The sequence below is a fragment of the Radicibacter daui genome, assembly GCA_030657355.1.
In the GTDB taxonomy this organism is placed as follows: Bacteria; Pseudomonadota; Alphaproteobacteria; order Radicibacterales; family Radicibacteraceae; genus Radicibacter; species Radicibacter daui.
Genome location: CP131056.1, coordinates 1,392,837 through 1,414,747 on the forward strand (window position 1 = coordinate 1,392,837; position 21,911 = coordinate 1,414,747).

Genomic DNA, 21,911 nt, shown 5'->3' on the forward strand with positions numbered 1-21,911 from the left:
CCCCCGACCCGCCAAGGCCGACCGATGCCGCAACTGCGCCTCAACAATACGCTGACCCGCCAGCTTGAAACCTTCACGCCCATCGATCCGGCGAATGTGCGTTTTTATGGCTGCGGTCCGACGGTTTATGACACGGCGCATCTCGGCAATGGTCGCGCGATGGTGGTCTATGACCAGTTCTACCGCGTGCTGAAGGCGCTTTATCCCGGCGCCGTCACTTTCGTGCGCAATCTCACGGACGTAGACGACAAAATCATCGCCCGGGCCGATGAAAGCGGGGAGAGCATCCGCTCCATCACCGAGCGTACAACGGCGGCTTTTCATGCCGATGTGGCAGCACTCGGCTGCTTGCCGCCGGATATCGAGCCGCGTGCCACCGAGCATATCCCGCAGATGATCGCCATGATCGAGCGGCTAATCGAGCGCGGCCATGCCTATGCCGCTGAAGGGCATGTGCTGTTCTCCGTCCCCTCCATGCCCAACTACGGCATGCTGTCGCGCCGTGACCGCGAGGAGCAGATTGCCGGTGCCCGTGTGGATGTCGCGCCCTACAAGCGCGATCCGGCTGATTTCGTTTTGTGGAAGCCGAGCGATACGCCGGGCCAGAGCTGGCCGAGCCCCTGGGGTTCGGGCCGCCCCGGTTGGCATATCGAATGCTCCGCCATGTCGGAGGCGCATCTGGGGGAAGTGTTCGACCTGCATGCCGGCGGGCTCGACCTCATCTTCCCGCATCATGAGAACGAGATTGCCCAGTCCGCCTGCGCGCATCACGGCCAGCCGCATGCCCGCTACTGGGTGCATAACGGCTATCTGATGGTCGAAGGCGAGAAGATGTCGAAGAGCCTCGGCAACTTCTACACCGTCGCCCAGCTGCTGGAGGAAGGCTGGCAGGGCGAAGCGCTGCGCCTGACGCTGCTGGCCGCGCATTATCGTGCCCCGCTCGATTTTACCCGCGATGGCTTTGCCCAGGCCAAGGCGGCGCTTGACCGTTGGTACGGTGCGCTGCGTCAGGCCGGGGTGACGGGTGAGGGGATGATGGCGCCGGATGAGGCGGCACGTATGGCTCCGCCGGCGGTGCTGGAAGCCCTGTGCGAGGACCTCAACACCCCGCTTGCGATTGCTGCCCTGCATGAGGCGGCCGGCGCGCTCAACCGCGCCCAGGATGCGGGCGAAAAGCAGGAACTGGCAACGGCGCTCAGGGCCGGCGGCCAGCTCATCGGCCTGCTGGCCGCAGACCCGGAGAGCTGGTTTACCGGGGGCGACACTGGCGGCCTCGACGCTGCTGCGATCGAGCAGCTAATCTTGGACCGGGCAGCCGCCCGCAAGGCGAAGAATTTTGCCGAGGCGGACCGGATCCGCGGTGAACTGGAGGCAGCAGGAATTGTTCTCGAGGACGGGGCGCAAGGTACGCTCTGGCGGCGGGTTTAAGGGGCTTTTTCGCGGCGGCTTGCTGGCCTGCGCGGCGCTTTTGAGCGCTTGCGTTGCTGGTGGCGGCTGGGCTCCCGTCAATGTCGCCATCGCTCCTGATCCGGCGGTCAACGCCGTGCGCGGGTATGAGAGCCTTGATGCGCGCGGCTTTGCCGAGGCGCATGCGTTGCTGGATGCCGCGGCGGCCCAATACCGGCAGAATGGCGATGTAGAGGGAGAGGTCGCGGCGCTTTACGGGCGCGGGCTTGCCTCCGCCCGTGCCGGGCGCAACCGCGAGGCGCTCGACACCTACGTGCAGGCACTTCACCTCATGGACGGGGGGCGACGCTATTTAGGATGGTCGGCCTATCTGAATCTTGCTGTAGCCGAGATTGCGAGAAAGGGCGATGCTGTGGAGCACGCGCTTTCCTTTTGCACTCGTGGCCGTAACTATCTCGCTGAAATGAGTGCCTATGACAGAGTGCGGCAGGCTGATCTTTATTGCCTCGATTTGGCATTAAGCCTGAAACGCGACAAGGAAGCAGACGATCTTCTCAAAGGGTTAGTAGAAGATGCCCGGCGTGACGCCGGGCCGCTTGAACTGGCGCAGGTCATGGTACGGGCCGGTATCCGGTCCTCCGTCGATGCGCCCGAGAAGGCGAAGAAGACGCTGCAGACCGCCGCGCGCCTGTTTTCTGTGGCAAATGATCCTTTGGCTGCGGATCAGGTGCATAAAATTCTTGGCCGTGTCGGTCGTAACATCGATCCATTTGACGGTGGTGTTGCGCGGATGCCGGAACCCGAAGGTTCTAGTGATCCACTGCTGTTGGCCTGCTACATGGAAAAAGACGCTGTGGTCTGCCCGTCCGGCGCGTGACGGTCACCAGAAGCTCGTGTTGAGCAGGCGTCGAGCCGCGGCAACAAACGAGTTTTGTCGCAGCTGCCGGCTCGCGGCTGCGTAGGTAGTCGCAGGCTAATTGCAGCCTCTGCAGCAGCTTGGCGGAGGGGTCGGTCGCGTCAACTTGGGGCAGGGTGCAAATGCGCCGGGACTCGCCGTGGGGCCGCCCCTTATGCTAAAGCGGCAGACCCTGCCTCCCGCGCAGGGACTCTTCGTACCAGAGCAAAAGAAAAAGACTGACGATGTCCGAGCGCGTCTATCTCTTCGACACCACCCTGCGCGATGGCGCGCAAACCTCCGGGGTCAAGTTCTCGGTGGCGGACAAGATCGCCATTGCTGCCGAGCTGGATGCGCTGGGCGTTGACTATATCGAAGGCGGCTGGCCGGGCGCGAACCCGACGGATGATGATTTTTTCCAGCGTCCGCCGCGCTTCCTCAATTCCACTTTCACCGCCTTCGGCATGACCAAGCGTTCCGGTCGCAGCGCGGGCAACGATCCGGGCCTCGCCGCTCTGTTCGACAGCAAGGCGGCGGCCACCTGCATCGTTGGCAAGACGTGGGATTTCCATGTCGATCTCGCGCTCAAGGTCACCAACGAAGAAAATCTCGAGCTGATCCGCGACAGCATCGAGGAATGCCGCCGCCGCAAGGGCGAGGCGATGTTCGATTGCGAACATTTCTTCGATGGCTACAAGGCCAACCCGGACTATGCGCTCGCCTGTGCCCGCACTGCCTTTGAGGCTGGTGCCCGCTGGGTGGTGCTGTGCGATACCAATGGCGGCACCTTGCCGGACGAGATCGAGGCCATCGTCACGGACGTGGCGCGTCATGTGCCGGGCGATCATCTTGGCATCCACACTCATAACGACACCGACAACGCCGTTGCCAATTCGCTGGCAGCCATCAAGGCCGGTGCGCGCATGGTGCAGGGTACGATCAACGGCCTTGGCGAGCGCTGCGGCAACGCCAATCTCTGCTCGCTGATCCCGACGCTGAAGTTCAAGCTCGGTTACGATATCGGCATGAGCGATGCGCAGGTCGAGCGGCTGACCCATGTCAGCCGTGTGCTGGATGACCGCCTCAACCGCCAGCCGCAGCGCCAGCTGCCCTATGTCGGCACCAGCGCCTTTGCCCACAAGGGTGGCCTGCATGTCTCCGCTGTGGAGCGTGACCCGCGCGCCTATGAGCATATCGATCCGGCCCGGGTCGGGAATGAGCGCCAGATCCTCGTCTCCGACCAGGCCGGCCGCTCCAACATTCTCTCCAACTTCCGCCAGTTCGGTATTGAGCTGGACGCTGCCGACAAGCGCATCCAGCAGCTGGTCGACGAGATCAAGCAGCGCGAATACGAGGGTTATGCCTATGACGATGCGCTGGCAAGCTTCGAGCTGCTGGCGCGCCGGGCGTTGGGCGAAGTGCCGGAGTTTTTCCGTCTGGCCTCGTTCCGTGTCATCGACGAGCGGCGCTGGAATGCGCATGACGAGCTGGTGACGCTGTCGGAAGCGACCTGCAAGATCGAGGTTGCCGGCGAACAGGTGATGACGGTTGCCGAAGGCAATGGCCCGGTCAACGCGCTCGATACCGCCCTGCGCAAGGGCCTGATGGGGGCCTATCCGGCGCTCGAGGGCATGCAGCTTGTCGACTACAAGGTGCGCATCCTCACGCCGCGTGCCGGTACCCGCGCCGTTACCCGCGTGATGATCGAGAGCGAGGACCCGGACGGCGAGCGCTGGTCGACCATCGGCGTGTCGGCCAACATCATCGATGCCAGCTTCGGTGCGCTTTATGATGCCATTACCTACCGCCTCTATCGCCAGCAAGTAGCCGCACGCCATGCTGTCGCCTGAGAAGGCCGCCGCGCCGGCTCGCGGCGCCGCCTTTGCCGAGGTCGTCAAGGCACTGGAACTGGTGGCGCGGGCCGGCTGGCCGCCGATCACCACCGAGGAGGCCGGCGGCTGGCTGCTGCAGCTTGCCGAAGGCACGACCAACCGCAACAGCTGCGCCCTGACGCTGGATTGGCAGGGAGGCGATCCCGGCACCGCGGTGGCGGCGGTGGAAGCGCGCTATCGCGCTGCCGGTGCTCCCTCGCGCTTCAAGATCGTGCCGGGCACCAAGCCTGCAGAGCTGGATGCCATGCTGGCAGCGCGCGGCTACCGCGAGGTTACCCCCTCGCATGTGCTCGTCGCCCGCAACAGCGAGGTGCATGAACTGCTGAGCCCGGTGGGCGGACCGGCGGTTACCATTGCCGATGCCTTTGACGATGAGTGGCTGGAGACCTGCTGGCAAAAGCCGGCGGAGCTTCTGGAGATGAATGCCCGCGTGCTGGCCCGGCTTCAGGGGTCGGTCGCCTTTGCCATGGCGCGCGGGAGCGATGGTTCCGCTGCCGGCACGGCACTGGGTGTCGTCTCCGGCAACTGGTGTTACGTCAGCGCCGTCCAGGTCAGCCCCACGCACCGGCGCAAGGGGGCGGCGCGCGCCCTGATGGCGGCAATTGCCCGCTGGGCGATGCGGCAGGGAGCCGAGGGCTCGGTGCTGCAGGTCGAACGCAGCAATGTGGGCGCCAAGACGCTCTATGCCGGCGCAGGCTATCATCATGTTTATGATTATTGGTATCGGGTCCGTCTTTCATGAGTGCTGACAACCAGCCCATCGTCGTTCTGGTCGAGCCGCAGATGGGCGAGAATATCGGCGCCTGCGCCCGCGCCATGCTCAATTGCGGGCTGGAGCGCATGCGCATCGTCAAACCGCGCGATGGCTGGCCCAACCCGGCGGCTGTTGCCAACGCCGCCGGCGCCGACAAGGTGCTGGACGGTGTGGTGCTCTATGACGATCTGCGCGAGGCGGTGGCCGATTGCCAGGCCGTCTATGTGACCATTGCCTGGGCGCAGAACCAGATCAAACCCGTCATCACCCCGCGCCAGCTGGCAAACGAGACACGGGTGCGGTGCGCAGAAGGGCAGAAGGTTGCCTTCGTCTTCGGGCGCGAGCGGTCAGGCCTTCACAGCGACGAGATTTCGCTGGGCACCGCCATCTGTACCGTGCCGCTCAACCCGGATTTCGCCTCGCTCAACCTTGCCCAGGCCGTGCTCTTGATGGCATGGGAATGGCTGATGGCGAATGATGCCACGCCGCCGCGCGTGCTCGTGACCAACAAGACCGCGCCGGCAACGCGCGGCATGCTGATGAACCTGCTCGATCATCTGAACGGCGCGCTGATCGAAAGCGGCTTTCTTGGCCTGCCGGACAAGCGGCCGACGATGATCCGCAACATCCGCAACATCTTCACCCGCCTCGACTGGACCGAGCAGGAGATCAATACCCTGCATGGTATGATCGTGAAGCTGCGGGGCAAGGGGCGAGGCTAGGGCGCGGCAGGGCGCCAGAGGTCCTGAAAACGGCCTCTGCGCTTGACTCCCGTCCGGAAATCCGTATGTTCCGCCCACTTCCCGCGAACGTGGATGGTCTGGCGGTGCCGCCCGATAACGAGGCAGCCCCCTTCCGTCCCGTCTTTTGTCGTCTCTGTCCGAGACGAAAAGAAGGCTAGGCGGGACAACATGAGAGCAAAAGAAAGAGTACGTTATGAGCAAGCGTCTTAACGCCAAGCATAAGATTGACCGCCGCCTTGGCCTGAACCTCTGGGGCCGTGCCAAGAGCCCGCTCAACAAGCGTGAAGGTGGTCCCGGCCAGCATGGCCAGCGCCGCAAGAAGCCGTCCGACTTCGGTATCCAGCTCTCTGCCAAGCAGAAGCTGAAGGGCTACTACGGTAACATCGGCGAAAAGCAGTTCCGTCGTTATTACGACGAAGCCGTGCGTCGTCGTGGTGACACCGGCGAGAACCTGATCGGCCTGCTCGAGTGCCGTCTGGACGCCGTCGTCTACCGCATGAAGTTTGCGTCGACCGTGTTCGCCGCCCGCCAGACCGTCAACCATGGCCACATCAAGGTTAACGGCAAGCGCGTCAACATCGCTTCCTACATGGTCAAGGAAGGCGACGTTATCGAACTGCGCGCCGCCATGAAGGAAAACGTTGTGGTCATGGAAGCCATTGCTTCCGGCGAGCGTGACGTTCCGGATTACCTCGATGTCGACCACAAGGAGCTCAAGGGCACCTTCGTGCGCGTTCCGGCCATGGCCGACGTGCCGTACCCGGTCAGCATGGAACCGAACCTGGTTATCGAGTTCTACTCGCGCTAATAGCGCGGGAAACCGGACCAAAAAGAACGGCGGCGCCCTCGGGTGCCGCCGTTTTTCTTTGGACCGGAGTGCGAGGTATGAAAAAAAAGCCGCCCCTTTTTCAAGGGGCGGCTTTTTGTCTGTGTCGAAGCTCGATGTCAGCTCTCAATGCGGTCGAGATAGATGTGCACCGAGGTGCGGTCATGTTCGGCCACCAGCCAGACGGTCTGGCCCTTGGTGAGCGCGACCGACTCCGGGAAGGCGTGGAACATGTGCGCCCAGCCGGAAGCCGGGTTCGGCAGGTCCGGATGGTTCTCGAACACCTCGTCTTCCAGCTGCAGGCGGATCCACTGCACCACGCCCTGGCAGCGCCCGGTCTCGGTCACGGTCACGGCGATCTGCCGTGTTTCGGCCGGGAAGTAGGGGGCACCGGCAAAATCGAAATCGAAGATGTCGAGATCGTCGGAATAGCGCGAATAGGGGTAGTTGCCGCGGCGGATGGAAAAACGCAGCGGTGAGAATTCATTGAACGGGCTGATGTCGAAGCCGGCCGCCTCATGCGCGAAGGTGCGCAGCTCCAGATCGTCGCCACCGGCGAGGAAGGCGCAAACCGCGCCGGCCGAAGGGATGATGCGCCCACCGGACTTCACGAGGCGGCCGCGCGCATCTTCCATCGCTGGCAGCACGCCTTCACCCAGAAGGTCGGAGGAGAGAATTTCGGAGACAAGCACGTCCGCCGGGGCCGGCATGTCCTTGCCGATGATCACATCGTTGGACTTCTTGCCGATAACGGTGACGCGGTCGGCAAAGCCGTTGCGCTCGACGATCTCGCGCGCCTTGTCGGCCACCACCGTCACCATTTCGCAGCTGGTCACGGCTTTGGCGCCGGCGCGCGCCGACATCATGGCCAGCAGGCCGGCACCGGTGCCGATATCCAGCACGCGTGTTTCCGGCCCCACCGCCTTGCGGATCGCCCGCTCATAGGCCTGGTTGCGGAAAGCGTCGTTCATCATCGGGAAGTGCCAGGCCGGCACCACCTTGCCCAGGGCCTGACGCAGGCGGGCGGTTGCCACCAGATGGCCCGGCGCGAGGGCGAGGGCGCGGCGGAAGCACTGCGCCGCCTCGTCCACCTTGTCGAGCTTGGCCAGCACCGTGCCCTTGTTGACGATGGCGTCGACATAATCGGGCCGGAGCATCAGCGCATAGTCGAAGGATTGCAGCGCCTTGTCGTCATCGCCCAGCAACTGGTGCACATGGCCCAGGTTGTTGACCGCCTCGGCATGGTCATGGCGCAGGGTGAGGGCGTTGATGAAGCAGGTCTTGGCATCGCTGATGCGGCCGGCGGCCACCAGACAGGCGCCAAGATTGTTGTGCACCTCGGCCGAGCGCGGCATCAGCGGCAGCGCAAGGCGGAACTGCACTTCCGCGCCGATGCTGTCGCCGCCCGCCTGCAGCAGGCAGCCCAGATTGTAGATGGCTTCGCCAAACCCGTTGTCGAGCGAGTAGGTCGCGCGGAAGGCCGTTTCGGCATCCTTGAGCCGGCCCTGCCGCCACAGCGCCATGCCCAGATTGTTGAGCGCCAGCACATAACCTGGCCTGAGGTTCAGGGCAGCGCGGAATTCCGTTTCGCTGGTCTGCCAGTCTTCCTGCTGGAAGGCGAGGGTGCCGAGCAGATAATGGATGTCGGGCGCCTTGGCGTGCGCGGGCAGCAGGCTGCGATAGGCCGCTGCCGCCTCAATTACCCGTCCGTCCCGGTGCAGGTCCATCGCCCGCTTGAGAGCGATTTCCGGCTGGGCGGCGCTGGTTTGTTCGTTCATCGAGTTACCGACATCCGGCTTTTGAATCGGGGTTTTGCGCGAACCTTGCCCGACATGCCCGGGGTGCGCAAGGCACCATACTGCCGCTGACAGTGTTGTGATAGCGGGTCGGACTATTTGTGTATGTGGCGGCCACCAGCCGGCGTTTCAGCGTGCCGGTGCCGCCGCCACGACCGCGCGGGAGCTGGCCCGCACCCCGTCCCAGCAGAAGATGGCGATACCCACCCAGATGAGAGTGAAGGTTACGGCATGGGCGGGTGTGAATGTCTCTTCAAAGACCAGCACCGCCAGCAGGAAGGAGAGTGTCGGCGTCAGATATTGCAAGATGCCGATTGTAGAGAGGCGAAGGCGCGCGGCTGCCATCATGAAGCAGACCATCGGGATGGCGGTGACAGGGCCGGCCAGCATCAGCATGCCGATACCGGTGCCGGAAAAATGGCTTTGCCCCGACCAGTGCAGCCATCCGATATAGCCAAGGGAAAGCGGGAGCGCGATCAGGGTTTCAATGAAGATCCCGACGGTGGGGTCAATGCCGTATTTCTTGCGCACCAGCGCGTAGAAGCTCCACGACGTGACCAGCGTCAGCGACACCCAGGGCAGCCCGCCGGCGGCAATGACCATCACGCTGCAGCCGCCAAGAGCGAGCACGACGGCGCCGGCCTGCGCAAAGCGCAGCTTTTCGCCCAGCAGCAAAACGCCCAGCACGACCAGCACCAGCGGCGTCAGGTAATAACCAAGGCTGGTTTCCAGAAGACGATTGTGCCCGGTAGCCCAGATGAACACGCCCCAGTTGGTAGAAATGAGGAGCGTGGTGATGATATAGACCGGCCAGCGACGCGGACTTGTCAGAATCACCCGCGTCTCTCCAAGGCGGCCGGACCATGCCACCATGGCGAAAAGGATCAGGAAGGACCACACAACCCGGTGGGCCAGAATTTCCAGCGCCGGTACAGAAGCCATGGCGTGGAAATAAAGCGGGGCGGGGCCGCCCCAGAACAGAAAGGCAGCAAGACCAAAGGCAAGGCCAGCCCGGCTGCGGGCCAGTTGATCGGGAACAGGGGAACCGGCAACGGTCGCGGACGACAAGGCTAGGAGCTCCTCGAGGGGGAATAATCGCCCCGCCGGTGACGCTAGCAATGCAGGCCCCTTGCGGTGAACTTGAATATTGTCGCCTTACATTAGAACATAACCGTCTAACGGATTAGCACTCGGCGCCCGGCACTGTCCCCGGCATGGCCGATGCGGAATGGGCAGGGTGAATGGACGCACATGAGGCCGAACCGACGGTAGCGGATGCCGATGCTGCGCTGTTGCGCGGGGCGCTGGATGCCGCCGGTCAGGGGCTGCTGGTGTTTGATGCCGGGCGCAGCCTGAGGGCCTGGAACCGGGAGGTGGCCCGTCTGTCTCCCGGACTTGCCGCCGATCTCTTCAAGGGGCTGTCGCTGGGCGACGTCTGTGCGCTTCTGGCCGGTTTCAGCGCCGATGCCGAGGCGACGCGCAGGCTGCTTCATCTTGGCGTCGACCCGGCCGGGCCGGCGGTGCATTTGCCGCTGGTGGATGGCACCGTGCTGGAGATTGTCTGCCGGGCCTCCACCACGGCCGGCTACGTGCTGGTATTGACTGACGCGACCGACAGCACGGCCCGCGCCGGGCGCGAGATGCACCTGCTCTCGATGGTCGATCTGATGCCCGTCGCGCTTGCCGTGCTGGACGCGCATGGCCGGCTGGTGATGTGGAACGATGTCTATTCCAGCCTCTGCCGGAATGTGACGCTGGAGGCCGGCACGCCGCTCAATCAGCTGCTGCATCGTTTCCAGTCGGCCCGCAGCGAGTGGAAGGATGAGGCGGCGACGGAAGATTTCGTCACAGAGCGCCTGCGCCGGCACCATGAATATTCCGGCCCGTTCGAGGAATGGATGGGGCCGGATACCTGTGTGCTGACCTCGGAACATCCCATCGGCGGCGGGGGAACGCTCGTCATCCATACCGATATCTCCCGCCAGAAGCTGGCGGAACGCGAGATGGCGCAGGCACGGCGCATGGCCGAGCAGTCGGCTGCCGCCAAGACGGCCTTCCTTGCCAATGTCAGCCATGAGCTGCGCACCCCGCTCAATGCCATCATCGGCTTTACCGACCTTATCCTGGGCGAGACGCTGGGGCCGGTGGGCAATGCGCGGTATCTCGATTACCTGCGCGATGTGCGCGACAGCGGCACGCACCTGCTCGAGATCATCAACACCATTCTCGACATCACCCGCATCGATGCGGGCGCGATGACGCTCAATGAGGTGAAGCTGGAGCCGGAGCGCGAGATCCGCGCGGTCGCCCGTCAGCTCAGCCCGCTGGCCGTGCGGCGCAACCTGAAGCTGGAGCTCGATCTGCCGGACCGGGGGCTGGTGCTGAAGGCGGATAACCGCTCGCTGCGCCAGATGATCACAAACCTGCTCTCCAACGCCATCAAGTTTACCGTGGCGGGCGGCACGATCCGTATCTCCACCCGGCTGGCAGAGGGGGGCGGCTATGTCATTGCGGTGGAGGATACCGGCATCGGCATCGCCGCCGATGATCTGGTGCGCGTGATGGAGCCCTTCGGCCAGGTGATCGAGGCGCAGGAACATGCCCCGATGACGGGTACCGGCCTCGGTCTGCCGCTGGTGCGCTCGCTCATGGAGCTGCATGGCGGCAGCTTTACCCTCTCAAGCGACCTCGGCAAGGGCACGCGCGCTCAGCTGCTGTTCCCGGCAGAGCGGATCGTGCGGTTCGATCCGAACGCAGGCGTGTGATGTCGCGGACGTAGGGGTCTTTGCCTCAGTCCTTGAGGCGCCAGCCTCTGGCGACCAGCAGCATGGCGAGGCTGACGAGGAAGATCGCGACCCCGGCACTGACCCCGGCGGTGAGGGCGAGCGGCAGTTCCGCTTCGCCGGTATAACCATGGCGCAGGCCGGAGATGAGGTAGGTAAGCGGGCTGAGGTAGGCGAGCGCCTGCCACTTGCCGGGGAGTGCCGATACCGAAACGAAAGTGCCTGAGAGCATCATCATCGGGCTGATGATGATGTCCATGATGAAGGAAAACTGGTCCCAGCGCTGCGCCCACAGGCCGACCAGCACTCCGAGTGCCGAGAGCATGAAGGCGCCGAGCACAAGAAACAGCCCCAGCACCCAGAAATCCGGATGCGGGGCGACAAACAGGCTGGCAACGACGCTGACGCCGGCGCCCGTCACCAGCCCCATGCTTACCCCGCCGATGAGGTAGCCGCCGAGCAGGGCAGCCGGGCTGAGCGGGGCCATCAGCAGGGTGGAGATGCTGTGCTCATGCTTGGAGATGAGCACGGAAGCGCCGGTCATCTGCGCAACCATCTGCAGGCCGAAGACGGCGATAAGGCCGGGGGCAATATGTTTCAGTACCGATCCGGCATCCGCGGCCATGCCGCCACCGAGCGCCACGGTGAAAACCAGCAGATAAAGCGCGGTCGAGAACAGAGCGCCGCCAACGGACTCGACGATGAAGCGGCGGGCGAACAGCCATTCGCGATAGGCAATCGCCAACGCCCCGCGCAGTTCCATGGCAAGGCCGGGGCGCATGGGCGCCAGTGGCACCTCAGCGCGAAGGGGATTGCCCTCGGCCGCCGTCATGCGGGTTCAGGCCTTCAGCTTGTAGCCGGTGGCAAGCATGCGCCAGGCCAGCAGGGTAAGGGCAATGTTGATGCCGAGCAGGGTCAGCACACCCGCCGTCAGGCTGCCGCCAGCGGTGCCGATGAAGCCGTAGCGGAAGCCGTCGATCATGTAGAAGAACGGGTTGAGATGGGCGAGCCACAGGAAAGTCGGGGGCAGGCGGTCAACTGAATAGAAGGTGCCGGAGAGGAAGGTCAGCGGCGTGATGATGAAGTTGGTGACCGCGGCCATATGGTCGAACTTCTCCGCCCAGATGCCGCCGATGAGGCCGAGCAGGGACAGCATCACCGTCGCCATCAGCGCGTGATAGGCGACAAAGAAGACGCTGTGGATGCTGAGCGGCACGAAAAACAGGATGGCTGCTGCCGTGGCAAGGCCCACCAGAATGCCGCGGGTCACGCCGCCGGCCACATAGGCCGCCGCGATCTCTACCGGGGCGAGCGGCGGCATCAGCAGGTCGACGATATTGCCCTGTACCTTGGCGATGATGACCGAGGAGGAGGTATTGGCGAAGGCGTTCTGCGCCATGCCCATCATGATGAGGCCAGGCGCCAGAAATTCCATCAGCGAAACGTTTCCGACCTTGCGCACCACCCCGCCGAGCGCCAGCGCGAAGATGGCGTAGAAGAGCAATGTCGTGACCACCGGCGCCGCAACCGTCTGCACGAAAACCTTGAGGAAGCGGAACACTTCCTTGCGGTAAAGGGTATAGGCGCCGATCCAGTTGACGCGGCCATAACGGCGCGGGGTCGGGGCGGTCCGGATGTCAGAGCGGGTGGTCATTCGTTTCCTGTGGTCCTGCCGGAAGCCTTGTTGCTGGCGCGCGATGGGTGGCCTCCTGACGAAGGTGGAGGTAAGCGACCATCCGGCAAGCGTCAAGCGACTGGGCCACAGTTCGCCGCACCCGGGCCGCGGTCGCCGCCCTCGCCGAAAGTCATTCCGGTATCGTTATCGTGAAACCCCGTATCCGGTTTCGCGCCGCCGGGCTGGGGAAATGCCGCCCGTCATGGTAGGTGTGCGGGGTAAAGGAGGCCTGTTTTCAGCATGACATTCGGCAAGGGCCCCCAGGCGCCGCATCGCCAGCGCCGCCTCACCCCTCTCTCTCCCGCTTATCTCGAGCGGGCAGCGCTTGCCTATCTGGAGCGTTTTGCCGCCAGCACAGCCTCGCTGAAGCGAGTGCTGATGAACCGTATTCGCCGGGCAGCCGATGCCGGGGACCCGAACGCCGAGCGCGCCCCGGAATGGGTACAGGTGGTGATCGAGAAGATGATCCGGCTCGGATACGTCAATGACGAGGCCTATGCCCGCATGAAGGCCGCTTCCCTGCACCGGCGCGGGCTCGGCCGCCGCCGCGTGGAGGCCACGCTGGCGCAAAAGGGCATCGACCGGCGGCTTGTGGCGAGCGCGCTGTCCGCGGTCGCCGAGGAAGAGGGCGCCGAAGACGGGCCGGCCCTTGAACGGGCGGCTGCCTGGCGTTTCGCCCGCCGCCGCCGGCTTGGCCTTTATCGTGCCGAGGCGTTGCGGGCTGAAATGCGCGAGCGCGACATGGCCGCGCTGGCGCGGGCCGGCTTCAGCTTCGATATTGCCCGTGAGGTGATCGAGGCGGAGGAGCTGCCGGAAGGGCTCTAGGCTCGCTGGGGCGCGTCACCGTCCGCTACCGTGCGCCGCGCCGCGAGAAGGGCGCTCAGCAGCATGAGGCCGAGGCTTGCGCCGGAGAAGAGGGCGCCGGCCAGCGAGGCCCCCGGCCAGCCCAGAAGCGAGATCAGTGCTGCTGTTGCCGGCGGGCCGACCACCGAGCCCAGATTGCCGAAGGTCGCGACCATGCCGTTGGCAGCGGCGATGTTCTGCGGGCTGCGGGCAATGGCCGGCACATGGCCGAAAGCCGCCGCACCCACCGCCCCGCCGACGGCAATGCTGATAATGGCACTGGTCATGATGATCGCCATGCCGCCATCCACCAGTGCCGGCTGGAAGACGCCGAAGGAAGCGACTGTCATCAGCACCAGTGGCACCGAAACTGCCGGCACGAAACGCAGGCCCCGCCCACCAGCCCAGCCGACCAGCAGGCTGCCTGCCGCGGTGGTAAGGCCGAGGATGGAGGCAATGGTGCCGGCAGTGGCGGCGTTGAAGCCGGCCTCGTCGTGGAGGAAGAGCGGCAGGAAGGCGAGCCGGCCGAGGGTGGAAGCGGAATAGCAGCCAAAGCCAATGGAAAACAGCAGCGCGACCGGATCGCCGAGCGGGGCATAGGGCGAATTTCGGCCGGTCGCCGGCCTGGCCGGCGTTCGGTCCGTGATCAGCAGGAAGGCAAGGCCGGCCAGCGCAATCGGGGCAAGGCTCGCAACGAGCAGGGTGGGCGCAATGCCGCCCAGATGGCTGCCAAGCCAGGTGCCAAGCGCGATGCCGAAGGGGATGAAGGTGCCCCAGAGTCCCATCGCCATCGCGCGGTGACGGGGGGCGGCGCTCAGCAGTTTCAGCGTCGGCACGATGATGACGATCATCAGATAACCGAGGCCGCAGATGAGCCGGGCACCGAGAAAGGCGAGGGGCGTATGGGCAAGAAGGGCCAGCGCTTCGCCCGCGGCCATCAGAATGAGCCCGCCCACCATGGCGCGCTTGAGGCCGATGCGCATGGCAAGGCCGCCAGCCGCGAGGCTGAGCGGCACGCCCATGAAATTGATGAGGGATGTCGCCCAGCCGACCTGCTCGAGACTGAGGCCCTGCTCGGCGATCAGGGTGCCGGCCAGCGGCGGAATGATGCCGATCTGCAGCGAGGCGGAGAGGCCGCACAGATAGAGAAGCCCGATCACGGGCCAGCTGGTGCGGGACGGGGCGGCGGTCATGGGCATCGGGTCCTTGCCGGTCAGCCTGCATTTTTTGAGAAGCAGGCGGCGGCAAGGTAAGGCCTCGGGGCCGGAAGGCAACGCATGAATTATGCGTAACCACCTCGTCCCGGATGAGGATCAGACCTGAACCGGAACAACGCCGAGGCTGGCGAGGCGATTTTCCGGCGGTGTCGTGACCAGCCGTACCGGCGTGCCATCTTCCAGCAGCAGCCGTTCCCACAGTACCCAGCTGTCATAGATGTGCACGCGCGCATCGTCATTGCGGCTGGTGTGGAACAGGATGGCTTCGCTGCCGCCCTCAAACCAGCCCATCTCGAAAAGGCGCCGCTCCGCCCGGCGGATTTCGATCGAGGCGTAGGGGAAGAGTTCGGTACCGGTCAGGTCGGTGGTCGAGCAGGACCAGCTGGCTTCGCGGGAGGGGGAGGCTGCCAGTAGCCGGTGTGTGCGGTCGCAGATGAGATGCACCGGATCGCTGGTGGTTTCCACCAGCCGACGCAGTACCCGGTCAAGCTGGCCGGGTTTGTGCCCGGCAATCAGCTCCTCAAGCCGGACGCGCTGGGTCGGCGTGGGGTCTATGGCCCCGTTTTCCCAGCGCGAGACGGTGGTCTGGTTGACGTTCAGCAGGTCGGCCAGCCGCTGCTGCTTGATGTCGGCGCCCCTTCGCCACTGGCGCAGGCGCGTGCCGAAGGGGGCTGTTGTCACCGGTCGTCATCCTCATCATCCGGCCGCGTAATGGCCGGCGGGTTTGTTGGCGAAGGCTTGTCGGCCTTCTTGCGGCTGCGCTTTGCCGGTGTCTTCCGGGCGGGTTTGGCCGCTTCTGCCGGCTGCTCCGGTACAAGCGCTTCGCCGGAGGTCTCGGCCTTCAGCTCGCGGGCACGCCGCGCAATATCCTCAAGCCCGGCAATCCGCATCGGCGGGGCATTGCCGCTCTTGTCCTCGCCAAAATAGATCGTCTGGTGCGGGAACGGAATTTCAATGTTCTCTTCATCGAAACGCCGCTTGAGCCGCAGGTTGAACGCACGGCCCACACCCCATTGCAGGATTGGCGGGGTGCGGATACGGCCCTTCACCACGATGGCGCTGTCGCCGAAGCTGTCGAGGCCGACCACTTCGATATCCGCGGTAATGTTGGGGCCGACATCCGGGTCCTTGCGCAGGTCCGCACCGACTTCCTTGATGATGCGGATAACGTTCTCGATATCCTCGCGATAGGCGACGCCGATCTCGAAGACATAGAAGGAGAAGTCCTTGGTCATGTTCACGATGCTGGTGATCTGACCGAAGGGGACGGTGTGAACGGCGCCGGAGAAATCGCGCAGCTTGAGCGTGCGGATGGAAATGCCCTCGATGACGCCGCTATGGCCGCCGACATCGACGACATCGCCGACCGAAATCTGGTCTTCCATCAGCACGAAGGCGCCGGTGATGAAATCACGCACCAGCGCCTGGCTGCCGAAGCCGATGGCAAGACCGACGACGCCGGCACCGGCCAGCAGCGGGCCGATATCGATGCCGAGCTGCGACAGCACGATGAGGGAGGTCATCAGCACCAGCAGCACCAGAAAGACACTACGCGCCAGCGGCAGCAACGTGCGGGCGCGGGCGCTGCGCAGGGCGGAGGTGTTCTCCGGATGCAGGTAGCGCTCGATACCGTTGGTCACCACCTCCCACACCACGACAGCAAGCGCGAGCACGATGAAGATGGTGACGAAGCCGGTGGCGACGTGCTTGCCATTCTGGGTATCGACCCAGGCAAAGCTGTCGATGCCCCAGGCGCGCAGGATGGAGAGTACGGCGAGCAGGATGATGAGGCCGCTTGCCGCCCAGTTGATGATGCCGAGATAGGCGTTGGCACGCCGCTCCAGCGTCGGCAGGCGCCGGCGCAAATCGTCCGAGAGGGCAAAGCCGCGGGTGAGGCCCTGCTGGGCCAGCATGCCGGCGGCAACCGCTACAATCAGCACGAACGCGGTGCCGAAGCTGCCGCGCAGCACATAGGTAACCCCGCCTTCGATGCGGAAGCTCCAGGAAATGAGCACGCCGCCCAGCACCAGAATGGCGAAGATGTGCCACCAGCCGGCGGCATAGCGGCGCAGGACACTGAGGCTGCGCAGGGCACCGGTTGCCTGTTTCGGCTCGCCGCTTGGCGTGCCGGCCAGCAGAACCTGAACTGCCCGGCGATTCTGCAGCACCAGGGCAATGACCATGAAGGTCATGAACAGACCGAAGAGGCGGGCAACCAGGCCGATGACGCTGCCGGAAATGCCAAGCGCGGCCATCAGGACCGTCAGCAGGTAGCCGGCAAAGAAAACGGCAGCGAGGCGGCGCACCCAGATGGCGATATAGGTCGCTGTTTCATCCCCGATCGGCAGCGGGCGCAGATCCCGGTTGCCCGGCACCAGCAAGGTGCCGCTGAGGGCCCGCAGCAGGCTGGAGACGGCAATGACGTTGACGACGGCAAGGGCAACCGAGCGGGGTATGGCCGCCGGCTGCAGGAAGGTGACGGAGGCGAACATGGCGATCACCATGCCGACCACAGGCAACAGATAGACGCAGAAGAGCAGGAAGAGGCGGCTCACCCGCTGGCGCAGGTTGATCTGGTGCGCGCGGCGCAGCCGGCGCCGCCAGGGCAGCAGGATCAACGAGATGAACCAGTATCCGCCAAGGGCAATGGCGGCAAGAATCGCCAGCTGGCTGCCATAACGCTGCCAGCGGTACTGAACCGCCGGATCGGAGAGCGAGGTGGCCGTCAGCCTGATCTGGTCCGGCAATGTGCCGAGCGAGGCCAGCATCTCGTTTGCGCGGCGGGCGGTGACATCAATGCCGGCGCCGAGGAAGTTGGTAACGGTTTCCGAGACGTTTTCGGCAAGCAGTCCGTGCTGGTCAGGGGCCGGTTGGTCGGCCTGCACCAGGATCTGCAGCTTGTCGATCAGATCCTGCCGGGCCTTGTCGTCCTTGAGCGTGCCGATCAGCGCCTCGACCTTGGCCTTGTCCACCGTCTGGGCCGCGGCGGTCTGGCTTTGAGCCTCAGCCTGCGGAATGGCGGCGGCCTGCAGCAGGAAGGCGAAGAGGAAGGCCGCAAGGCTCAGGGGCAGTCGGCAGCGTCGAGAAAACATGTCCCGGCTCTACTCCGTCATCAAAAGCAAAGGCGGCGTCAGGCGGATGCCGGCGCTGCCGTTTCGACCCGCTCACCGGCGGGTAGGGGGAAGCCACGCAGAAAGGCCTCGGCCTCGACCGGGGTCTTGCCTGCGCGCTGAACGCGCTCAAGCCTTAACGCACCATCCCCGCAGGCGATGGTCAAGTGCTCGTCCAGTGTTTCTCCCGGTGCCGCGCCGTGCTTTTTGTCGAGCGGGCGGGCGGCCAGAATCTTCACCGGTTCGCCGCGTATGTAACAGGTAACGCCCGGATAGGGCGTAAGGCTGCGTATAAGGCGGTCGATTTCCACGGCGGACCGCTTCCAGTCGAAGGCGGCATCCTCGCGGGTGATCTTGGCGGCGTAGGTCACGCCTTCTTCTGGCTGCGGTACGGGGGTGATCTTGCCGGCCGCCAGATCGGCCAGCGTCGGCACCAGCAGTTTTGCTCCCGCCTTGCTCAGGGCGTCGTGCAACTGGCCGGCATCGGTGGCCGGGCCGATGGGAACGGTGGTTCGGGACAGCATCGGGCCGGTATCGAGTCCGGCCTCCATCTGCATGATGACGACGCCGCTTTCCGCGTCACCCGCCATGATGGCACGCTGGATCGGCGCAGCCCCGCGCCAGCGTGGCAGCAGGGAGGCATGCACGTTGATGCAGCCGAGCTTCGGCGCATCCAGAATGGGTTGGGGCAGGATCAGGCCATAGGCGACCACGATCGCCGCATCGAGCCCGAGTTCGGCAAAAGCCTGCTGCTCTTCGGGCTTGCGCAGGCTTTTGGGCGTGCGCACCGGGATGCCGCGTTCCTCGGCAAAGGCATGGACCGGGCTGGGCCGCAGCTTGTGGCCACGGCCGGCCGGCCGTGGCGGCTGGCTATAGACGCACACCACCTCATGCCCCGCCTCGATCAGCGCGGCAAGGCAGGGGACGGAAAAGTCGGGTGTGCCCATGAAGGCAAGGCGCAGCGGGGCAGTCATATCTGTCGCTTTTCCCAGAGGCGGGCAGGCGGGATCGGGTCTTCAGGCGCGGGCCAGCACGGTGACGAGGCGGAAAGCCTCCTCATGGTCCTGGGCGCCGATCTCCTCATCCAGAGCACCAAAATGTGTCACAAGCTTGAGGCCGGCAATCTCGCCGATCAGCATCAGCTCCTGCGCGGTATAGCGGCGCTGGGGAACGATGGATTCGATAAGGCGCTTCTTCTCGCCCGGCCGCCTCACGGAAAAGGCGACGGAGTGGTAGCGCACCTGGGCGATGGGGTCGAAGCGGTCTCCCGGCCGGCCCCATTCCACCAGCACGCTGGCATCGTCGGCTTCCTGCTTCCAGGCACCGAGCGTCATGTCGCCGATGCCGAAGGTTTCGGCCGGATGCGGAGTTTCAAGGATGAAGAGCCCACCCGGCACCAGAGCAGCCGCCACGCTCTTGAAACAGGCGATGGCATCATCATTGGCCAGCAGATGCGAGACACTGTCGAGCGCAAGGCAGGCAAGATCCACCGGCTTTTCCAGCGTGAAGCGGCGCATGTCGCCCAGCCGGTAATCCAGCGTCACGCCGGCTTCGGCGGCGCGGGCCAGAGCGTATTCCTTCATCTCCGCCGAACGGTCGAGGCAGATGGCTTCCACGCCGGCGCGGGCAAAGGCGATGCCGTGCCCGCCGGGGCCGGCGGCCAGTTCCAGCACGCGTTTCGGGCGCTCGGGGCCAAAGCGCTGGCCCCAGTCCAGCATCAGGGCCGCTTCGGCGTCGAAATCGCGGTAGCCGAAGGCGATGTCGTAGAGCCGGGCTTCGGTGTAGATCTCGTCGCCGCCGCTCATCAGGCGGACTTTCCGGGGCGGGTTGTCTCGCGCTTCAGCTTCGTCATCTTGCGCAGGATCATCGAGCGCTTGAGCGAGGACATGTGGTCGATGAAGAGTACGCCCTCGATATGGTCGATCTCGTGCTGGATGCAGGTGGCAAGCAGCCCGTCCGCCTCGATCTCATGAGCCCCGCCGTCAAGGTCGCCATAGCGTACCTTGATCTTTTCCGGCCGCGTCACGTCACCGTAAATCTCGGGGATGGAAAGGCAGCCTTCCTGGTAGGTGCGGGTCTCTTCTGACGCCCAGGTGATCTCGGGATTCACCATCACCAGCGGCTTGCGCGGTGCATCCTCGTCGGCGACATCCAGCACGATCAGGCGCTTCAGGATGCCGACCTGCGGGGCGGCAAGGCCGATGCCGGGCGCATCATACATCGTCTCCAGCATGTCCTCGGCCAGCTTGCGGATGGCCGGGGTAATCTCGCCGACAGGCTCGCATTTGGTCTTGAGCCGGGTGTCGGGGACGAGAACGATATCGAGAAGCGCCATGGTGCCTTGAACTCTCCGAGCCGCGCCGGGTCCCGCATCGTTGCGTCCGGCGCTTTTTATCTGAGGCTCTGCTTAAGCAGAGCGGCCCGGCGGGTCAAGTTTTGTGCCGGTTTCGAGGGGTTCCAGATCAGGAAAGCAGCGCTTCTTCTCCCGCTTCCAGCTTCTGGAGCGAGCGCGGTTGCACTTCCACCGGGTTCAGCGCTTCCACGTCCTTGTCGCTGGCCACATGCAGGTCCTTGAGCTGACGCGCCGTGGTCATCACATTGCGCTCCAGCGAACCGACAGCCGAGTTGTAGGATTCCGTGGCGCGGGAGAGGGCGGTACCCATCTTCGCCATATGGCTGCCGAACACGGCGATCCGCTCGTAAAGCGTCTTGCCCAGCTCGCTGATGTCACGGGCATTCTCGGCCAGCCGTTCCTGCCGCCAGCCATAATGCACGGCGCGCAGCAGGGCGATGAGGGTGGTGGGCGTCGCCAGGATAACGCGATTGGCCACGCCATCTTCGATCAGGCTGCCATCCTGCTCCAGCGCGGCGGCAAAGAAGGCTTCACCGGGCAGAAACAGCACGACGAATTCCGGGCTGTGCTCAAACTGGTTCCAGTATGCCTTCTGGCCCAGCTGGCGCATATGCTCGCGCACATGGCGCACGTGCCGGGCAAGGGCAGCCTCGCGGCCGGTTTCGTCCACACCCTCGGCCACAGCATCCAGATACCCGTCAAGCGGGGTCTTGGCGTCCACGACCATGGTCTTGCCGCCGGGCAGGCGCACGATCATGTCCGGGCGCAGCATGCGGCCTTCGCCATCGGTAACGGAATGCTGTTCCTCGAAGTCGCAATGGTCGAGCATGCCTGCCATCTCGACCACGCGCTTCAGCTGGATTTCGCCCCAGCGGCCGCGGGCCTGCGGCTTGCGCAAGGCGGTTACCAGATTGCGGGTCTCGCCGCGCAGCTGTTCCTGTTGCACCGACATGGCGGCCACCACCTGCTTCAGTTCGCCATAGGCGCCGGCGCGGACACTTTCCATCTCGCGCATCTGGGTGTCGACCTTGCCAAGCGCTTCCTTGACCGGGGAGAGCAGGTCGGAAATGGCCTTTTCGCGCGCGGCGAGTTCCGTCTTGGCGCCGGCGGTCACCTGCTCCAGCGTCAGGCGCGCCTGTTCCAGGAAGTGCTTGTTATTGTCCTTCAGCGCATCGAGCGACAGCGCCTTGAAGGTCTCGATCAGGCGGGCCTGCGCTTCATTAACGGCGGCGAGTTTTTCTTCTGCCGCCTGCCGCTCCTTGGCGATCTCGGCGGCAAGGCTGGCGCCACGCTGCTGGGCAACGGCAAGGTCGCCGCGCAGGGCCTCGATCTGGCCCTCCAGCACCGGCAGGCGCGACATGCGCTCTTCGGCAATCACCCGCCGCTCGCGCTCGCCCTTCAGTTCGCCGTCAATGGCCTCGGCGGCGGCCTCTGTCTCCTCCAGCCGGGCGACAAGGCTGCGGCTGCGGGCGAAGGCAAAGGCGGCCAGCATGGCGGCAATGAAGAAACCGGCAGCAGGCCAGAACCAGCTTTGGGCGTAGAAGGGAAGATCGGCTGTCATGGCCTGACCATACAGCCTCCCCGGCCTGAACGGAAGGGGAACAAAAGGCGATGTTC

Annotated in this window: 19 protein-coding genes; 8 read left to right on the forward strand and 11 right to left on the reverse strand. The window is 64.7% G+C overall.

Annotated features, from left to right (window positions below; translation table 11 throughout):
• Positions 1 to 24 precede the first annotated feature (24 nt).
• The 6 genes from cysS to rpsD all read left to right on the forward strand — a co-directional run bounded on the left by cysS (position 25) and on the right by rpsD (position 6,499).
• Complete coding sequence (gene cysS, locus QTL98_RS06570; RefSeq protein ID WP_445681420.1) at positions 25 to 1,428, forward strand: cysteine--tRNA ligase; 1,404 nt, start codon at positions 25 to 27, stop codon at positions 1,426 to 1,428.
• Complete coding sequence (locus tag QTL98_RS06575; protein ID WP_445681421.1) at positions 1,382 to 2,284, forward strand: hypothetical protein; 903 nt, start codon at positions 1,382 to 1,384, stop codon at positions 2,282 to 2,284. The genes cysS and QTL98_RS06575 overlap by 47 nt, the downstream gene beginning before the upstream one ends.
• Positions 2,285 to 2,547: 263 nt before the next feature.
• The gene (gene cimA / locus QTL98_RS06580; protein WP_445681422.1) at positions 2,548 to 4,152 is read left to right on the forward strand and encodes a citramalate synthase; all 1,605 of its coding nucleotides are present in this window, start codon (positions 2,548 to 2,550) and stop codon (positions 4,150 to 4,152) included.
• On the forward strand, positions 4,139 to 4,936 hold the full coding sequence (locus tag QTL98_RS06585; protein ID WP_445681423.1) for a GNAT family N-acetyltransferase: 798 nt from the start codon (positions 4,139 to 4,141) through the stop codon (positions 4,934 to 4,936). The genes cimA and QTL98_RS06585 overlap by 14 nt, the downstream gene beginning before the upstream one ends.
• Positions 4,933 to 5,670, forward strand: coding sequence for an RNA methyltransferase (locus tag QTL98_RS06590; protein ID WP_445681424.1), 738 nt, complete (start codon positions 4,933 to 4,935; stop codon positions 5,668 to 5,670). The genes QTL98_RS06585 and QTL98_RS06590 overlap by 4 nt, the downstream gene beginning before the upstream one ends.
• A 214-nt stretch (positions 5,671 to 5,884) precedes the next feature.
• Positions 5,885 to 6,499, forward strand: a complete 615-nt coding sequence (gene rpsD / locus QTL98_RS06595; protein ID WP_445681425.1) for a 30S ribosomal protein S4 — start codon at positions 5,885 to 5,887, stop codon at positions 6,497 to 6,499.
• A 137-nt stretch (positions 6,500 to 6,636) separates the two neighbouring features.
• On the opposite strand, the gene QTL98_RS06600 is transcribed toward rpsD, so the two are convergent.
• Positions 6,637 to 8,295, reverse strand: a complete 1,659-nt coding sequence (locus QTL98_RS06600) for a tetratricopeptide repeat protein (RefSeq protein ID WP_445681426.1) — start codon at positions 8,293 to 8,295, stop codon at positions 6,637 to 6,639.
• A 147-nt stretch (positions 8,296 to 8,442) separates the two neighbouring features.
• Positions 8,443 to 9,381: an EamA family transporter RarD gene (rarD, locus tag QTL98_RS06605; RefSeq protein ID WP_445681427.1), complete on the reverse strand. Its 939-nt coding sequence runs from the start codon at positions 9,379 to 9,381 to the stop codon at positions 8,443 to 8,445.
• Positions 9,382 to 9,554: 173 nt separating this feature from the next.
• On the opposite strand from rarD, the gene QTL98_RS06610 reads away from it, so the two are divergent.
• Positions 9,555 to 11,078, forward strand: coding sequence for a sensor histidine kinase (locus QTL98_RS06610; RefSeq protein WP_445681428.1), 1,524 nt, complete (start codon positions 9,555 to 9,557; stop codon positions 11,076 to 11,078).
• Between the two features lie 25 nt (positions 11,079 to 11,103).
• Here the strand turns inward: QTL98_RS06610 and QTL98_RS06615 are convergent, their stop codons facing one another.
• Positions 11,104 to 11,928 (reverse strand): ABC transporter permease, encoded by an 825-nt coding sequence (locus QTL98_RS06615; RefSeq protein ID WP_445681429.1) that lies wholly within the window; start codon positions 11,926 to 11,928, stop codon positions 11,104 to 11,106.
• Positions 11,929 to 11,934: 6 nt separating this feature from the next.
• A complete protein-coding gene (locus QTL98_RS06620; protein WP_445681430.1) occupies positions 11,935 to 12,750 on the reverse strand; it encodes an ABC transporter permease in 816 nt (271 codons plus the stop codon).
• A 261-nt stretch (positions 12,751 to 13,011) separates the two neighbouring features.
• Between QTL98_RS06620 and QTL98_RS06625 the strand changes: the two genes are divergently transcribed.
• A complete protein-coding gene (locus QTL98_RS06625) occupies positions 13,012 to 13,596 on the forward strand; it encodes a regulatory protein RecX (RefSeq protein ID WP_445681431.1) in 585 nt (194 codons plus the stop codon).
• Here the strand turns inward: QTL98_RS06625 and QTL98_RS06630 are convergent.
• From QTL98_RS06630 to QTL98_RS06660, 7 genes are all read right to left on the reverse strand, one after another.
• Positions 13,593 to 14,807: an MFS transporter gene (locus QTL98_RS06630; protein ID WP_445681432.1), complete on the reverse strand. Its 1,215-nt coding sequence runs from the start codon at positions 14,805 to 14,807 to the stop codon at positions 13,593 to 13,595. The two genes, QTL98_RS06625 and QTL98_RS06630, sit on opposite strands and share 4 nt — an antisense overlap.
• A gap of 120 nt (positions 14,808 to 14,927) precedes the next feature.
• Entirely contained in the window at positions 14,928 to 15,512 is a 585-nt protein-coding gene (locus tag QTL98_RS06635; protein WP_445681433.1) for a helix-turn-helix domain-containing protein, read from the reverse strand.
• Positions 15,509 to 17,923, reverse strand: coding sequence for a mechanosensitive ion channel domain-containing protein (locus QTL98_RS06640; protein WP_445681434.1), 2,415 nt, complete (start codon positions 17,921 to 17,923; stop codon positions 15,509 to 15,511). The genes QTL98_RS06635 and QTL98_RS06640 overlap by 4 nt, the downstream gene beginning before the upstream one ends.
• 38 nt (positions 17,924 to 17,961) lie before the next feature.
• A complete protein-coding gene (fmt, locus tag QTL98_RS06645) occupies positions 17,962 to 18,915 on the reverse strand; it encodes a methionyl-tRNA formyltransferase (RefSeq protein WP_445681435.1) in 954 nt (317 codons plus the stop codon).
• 42 nt (positions 18,916 to 18,957) lie between these two features.
• On the reverse strand, positions 18,958 to 19,746 hold the full coding sequence (locus QTL98_RS06650) for a class I SAM-dependent methyltransferase (RefSeq protein ID WP_445681436.1): 789 nt from the start codon (positions 19,744 to 19,746) through the stop codon (positions 18,958 to 18,960).
• On the reverse strand, positions 19,746 to 20,276 hold the full coding sequence (gene def / locus QTL98_RS06655) for a peptide deformylase (protein WP_445681437.1): 531 nt from the start codon (positions 20,274 to 20,276) through the stop codon (positions 19,746 to 19,748). The genes QTL98_RS06650 and def overlap by 1 nt, the downstream gene beginning before the upstream one ends.
• A 127-nt stretch (positions 20,277 to 20,403) precedes the next feature.
• Positions 20,404 to 21,855, reverse strand: a complete 1,452-nt coding sequence (locus tag QTL98_RS06660) for a DNA recombination protein RmuC (RefSeq protein WP_445681438.1) — start codon at positions 21,853 to 21,855, stop codon at positions 20,404 to 20,406.
• Positions 21,856 to 21,911 lie beyond the last annotated feature (56 nt).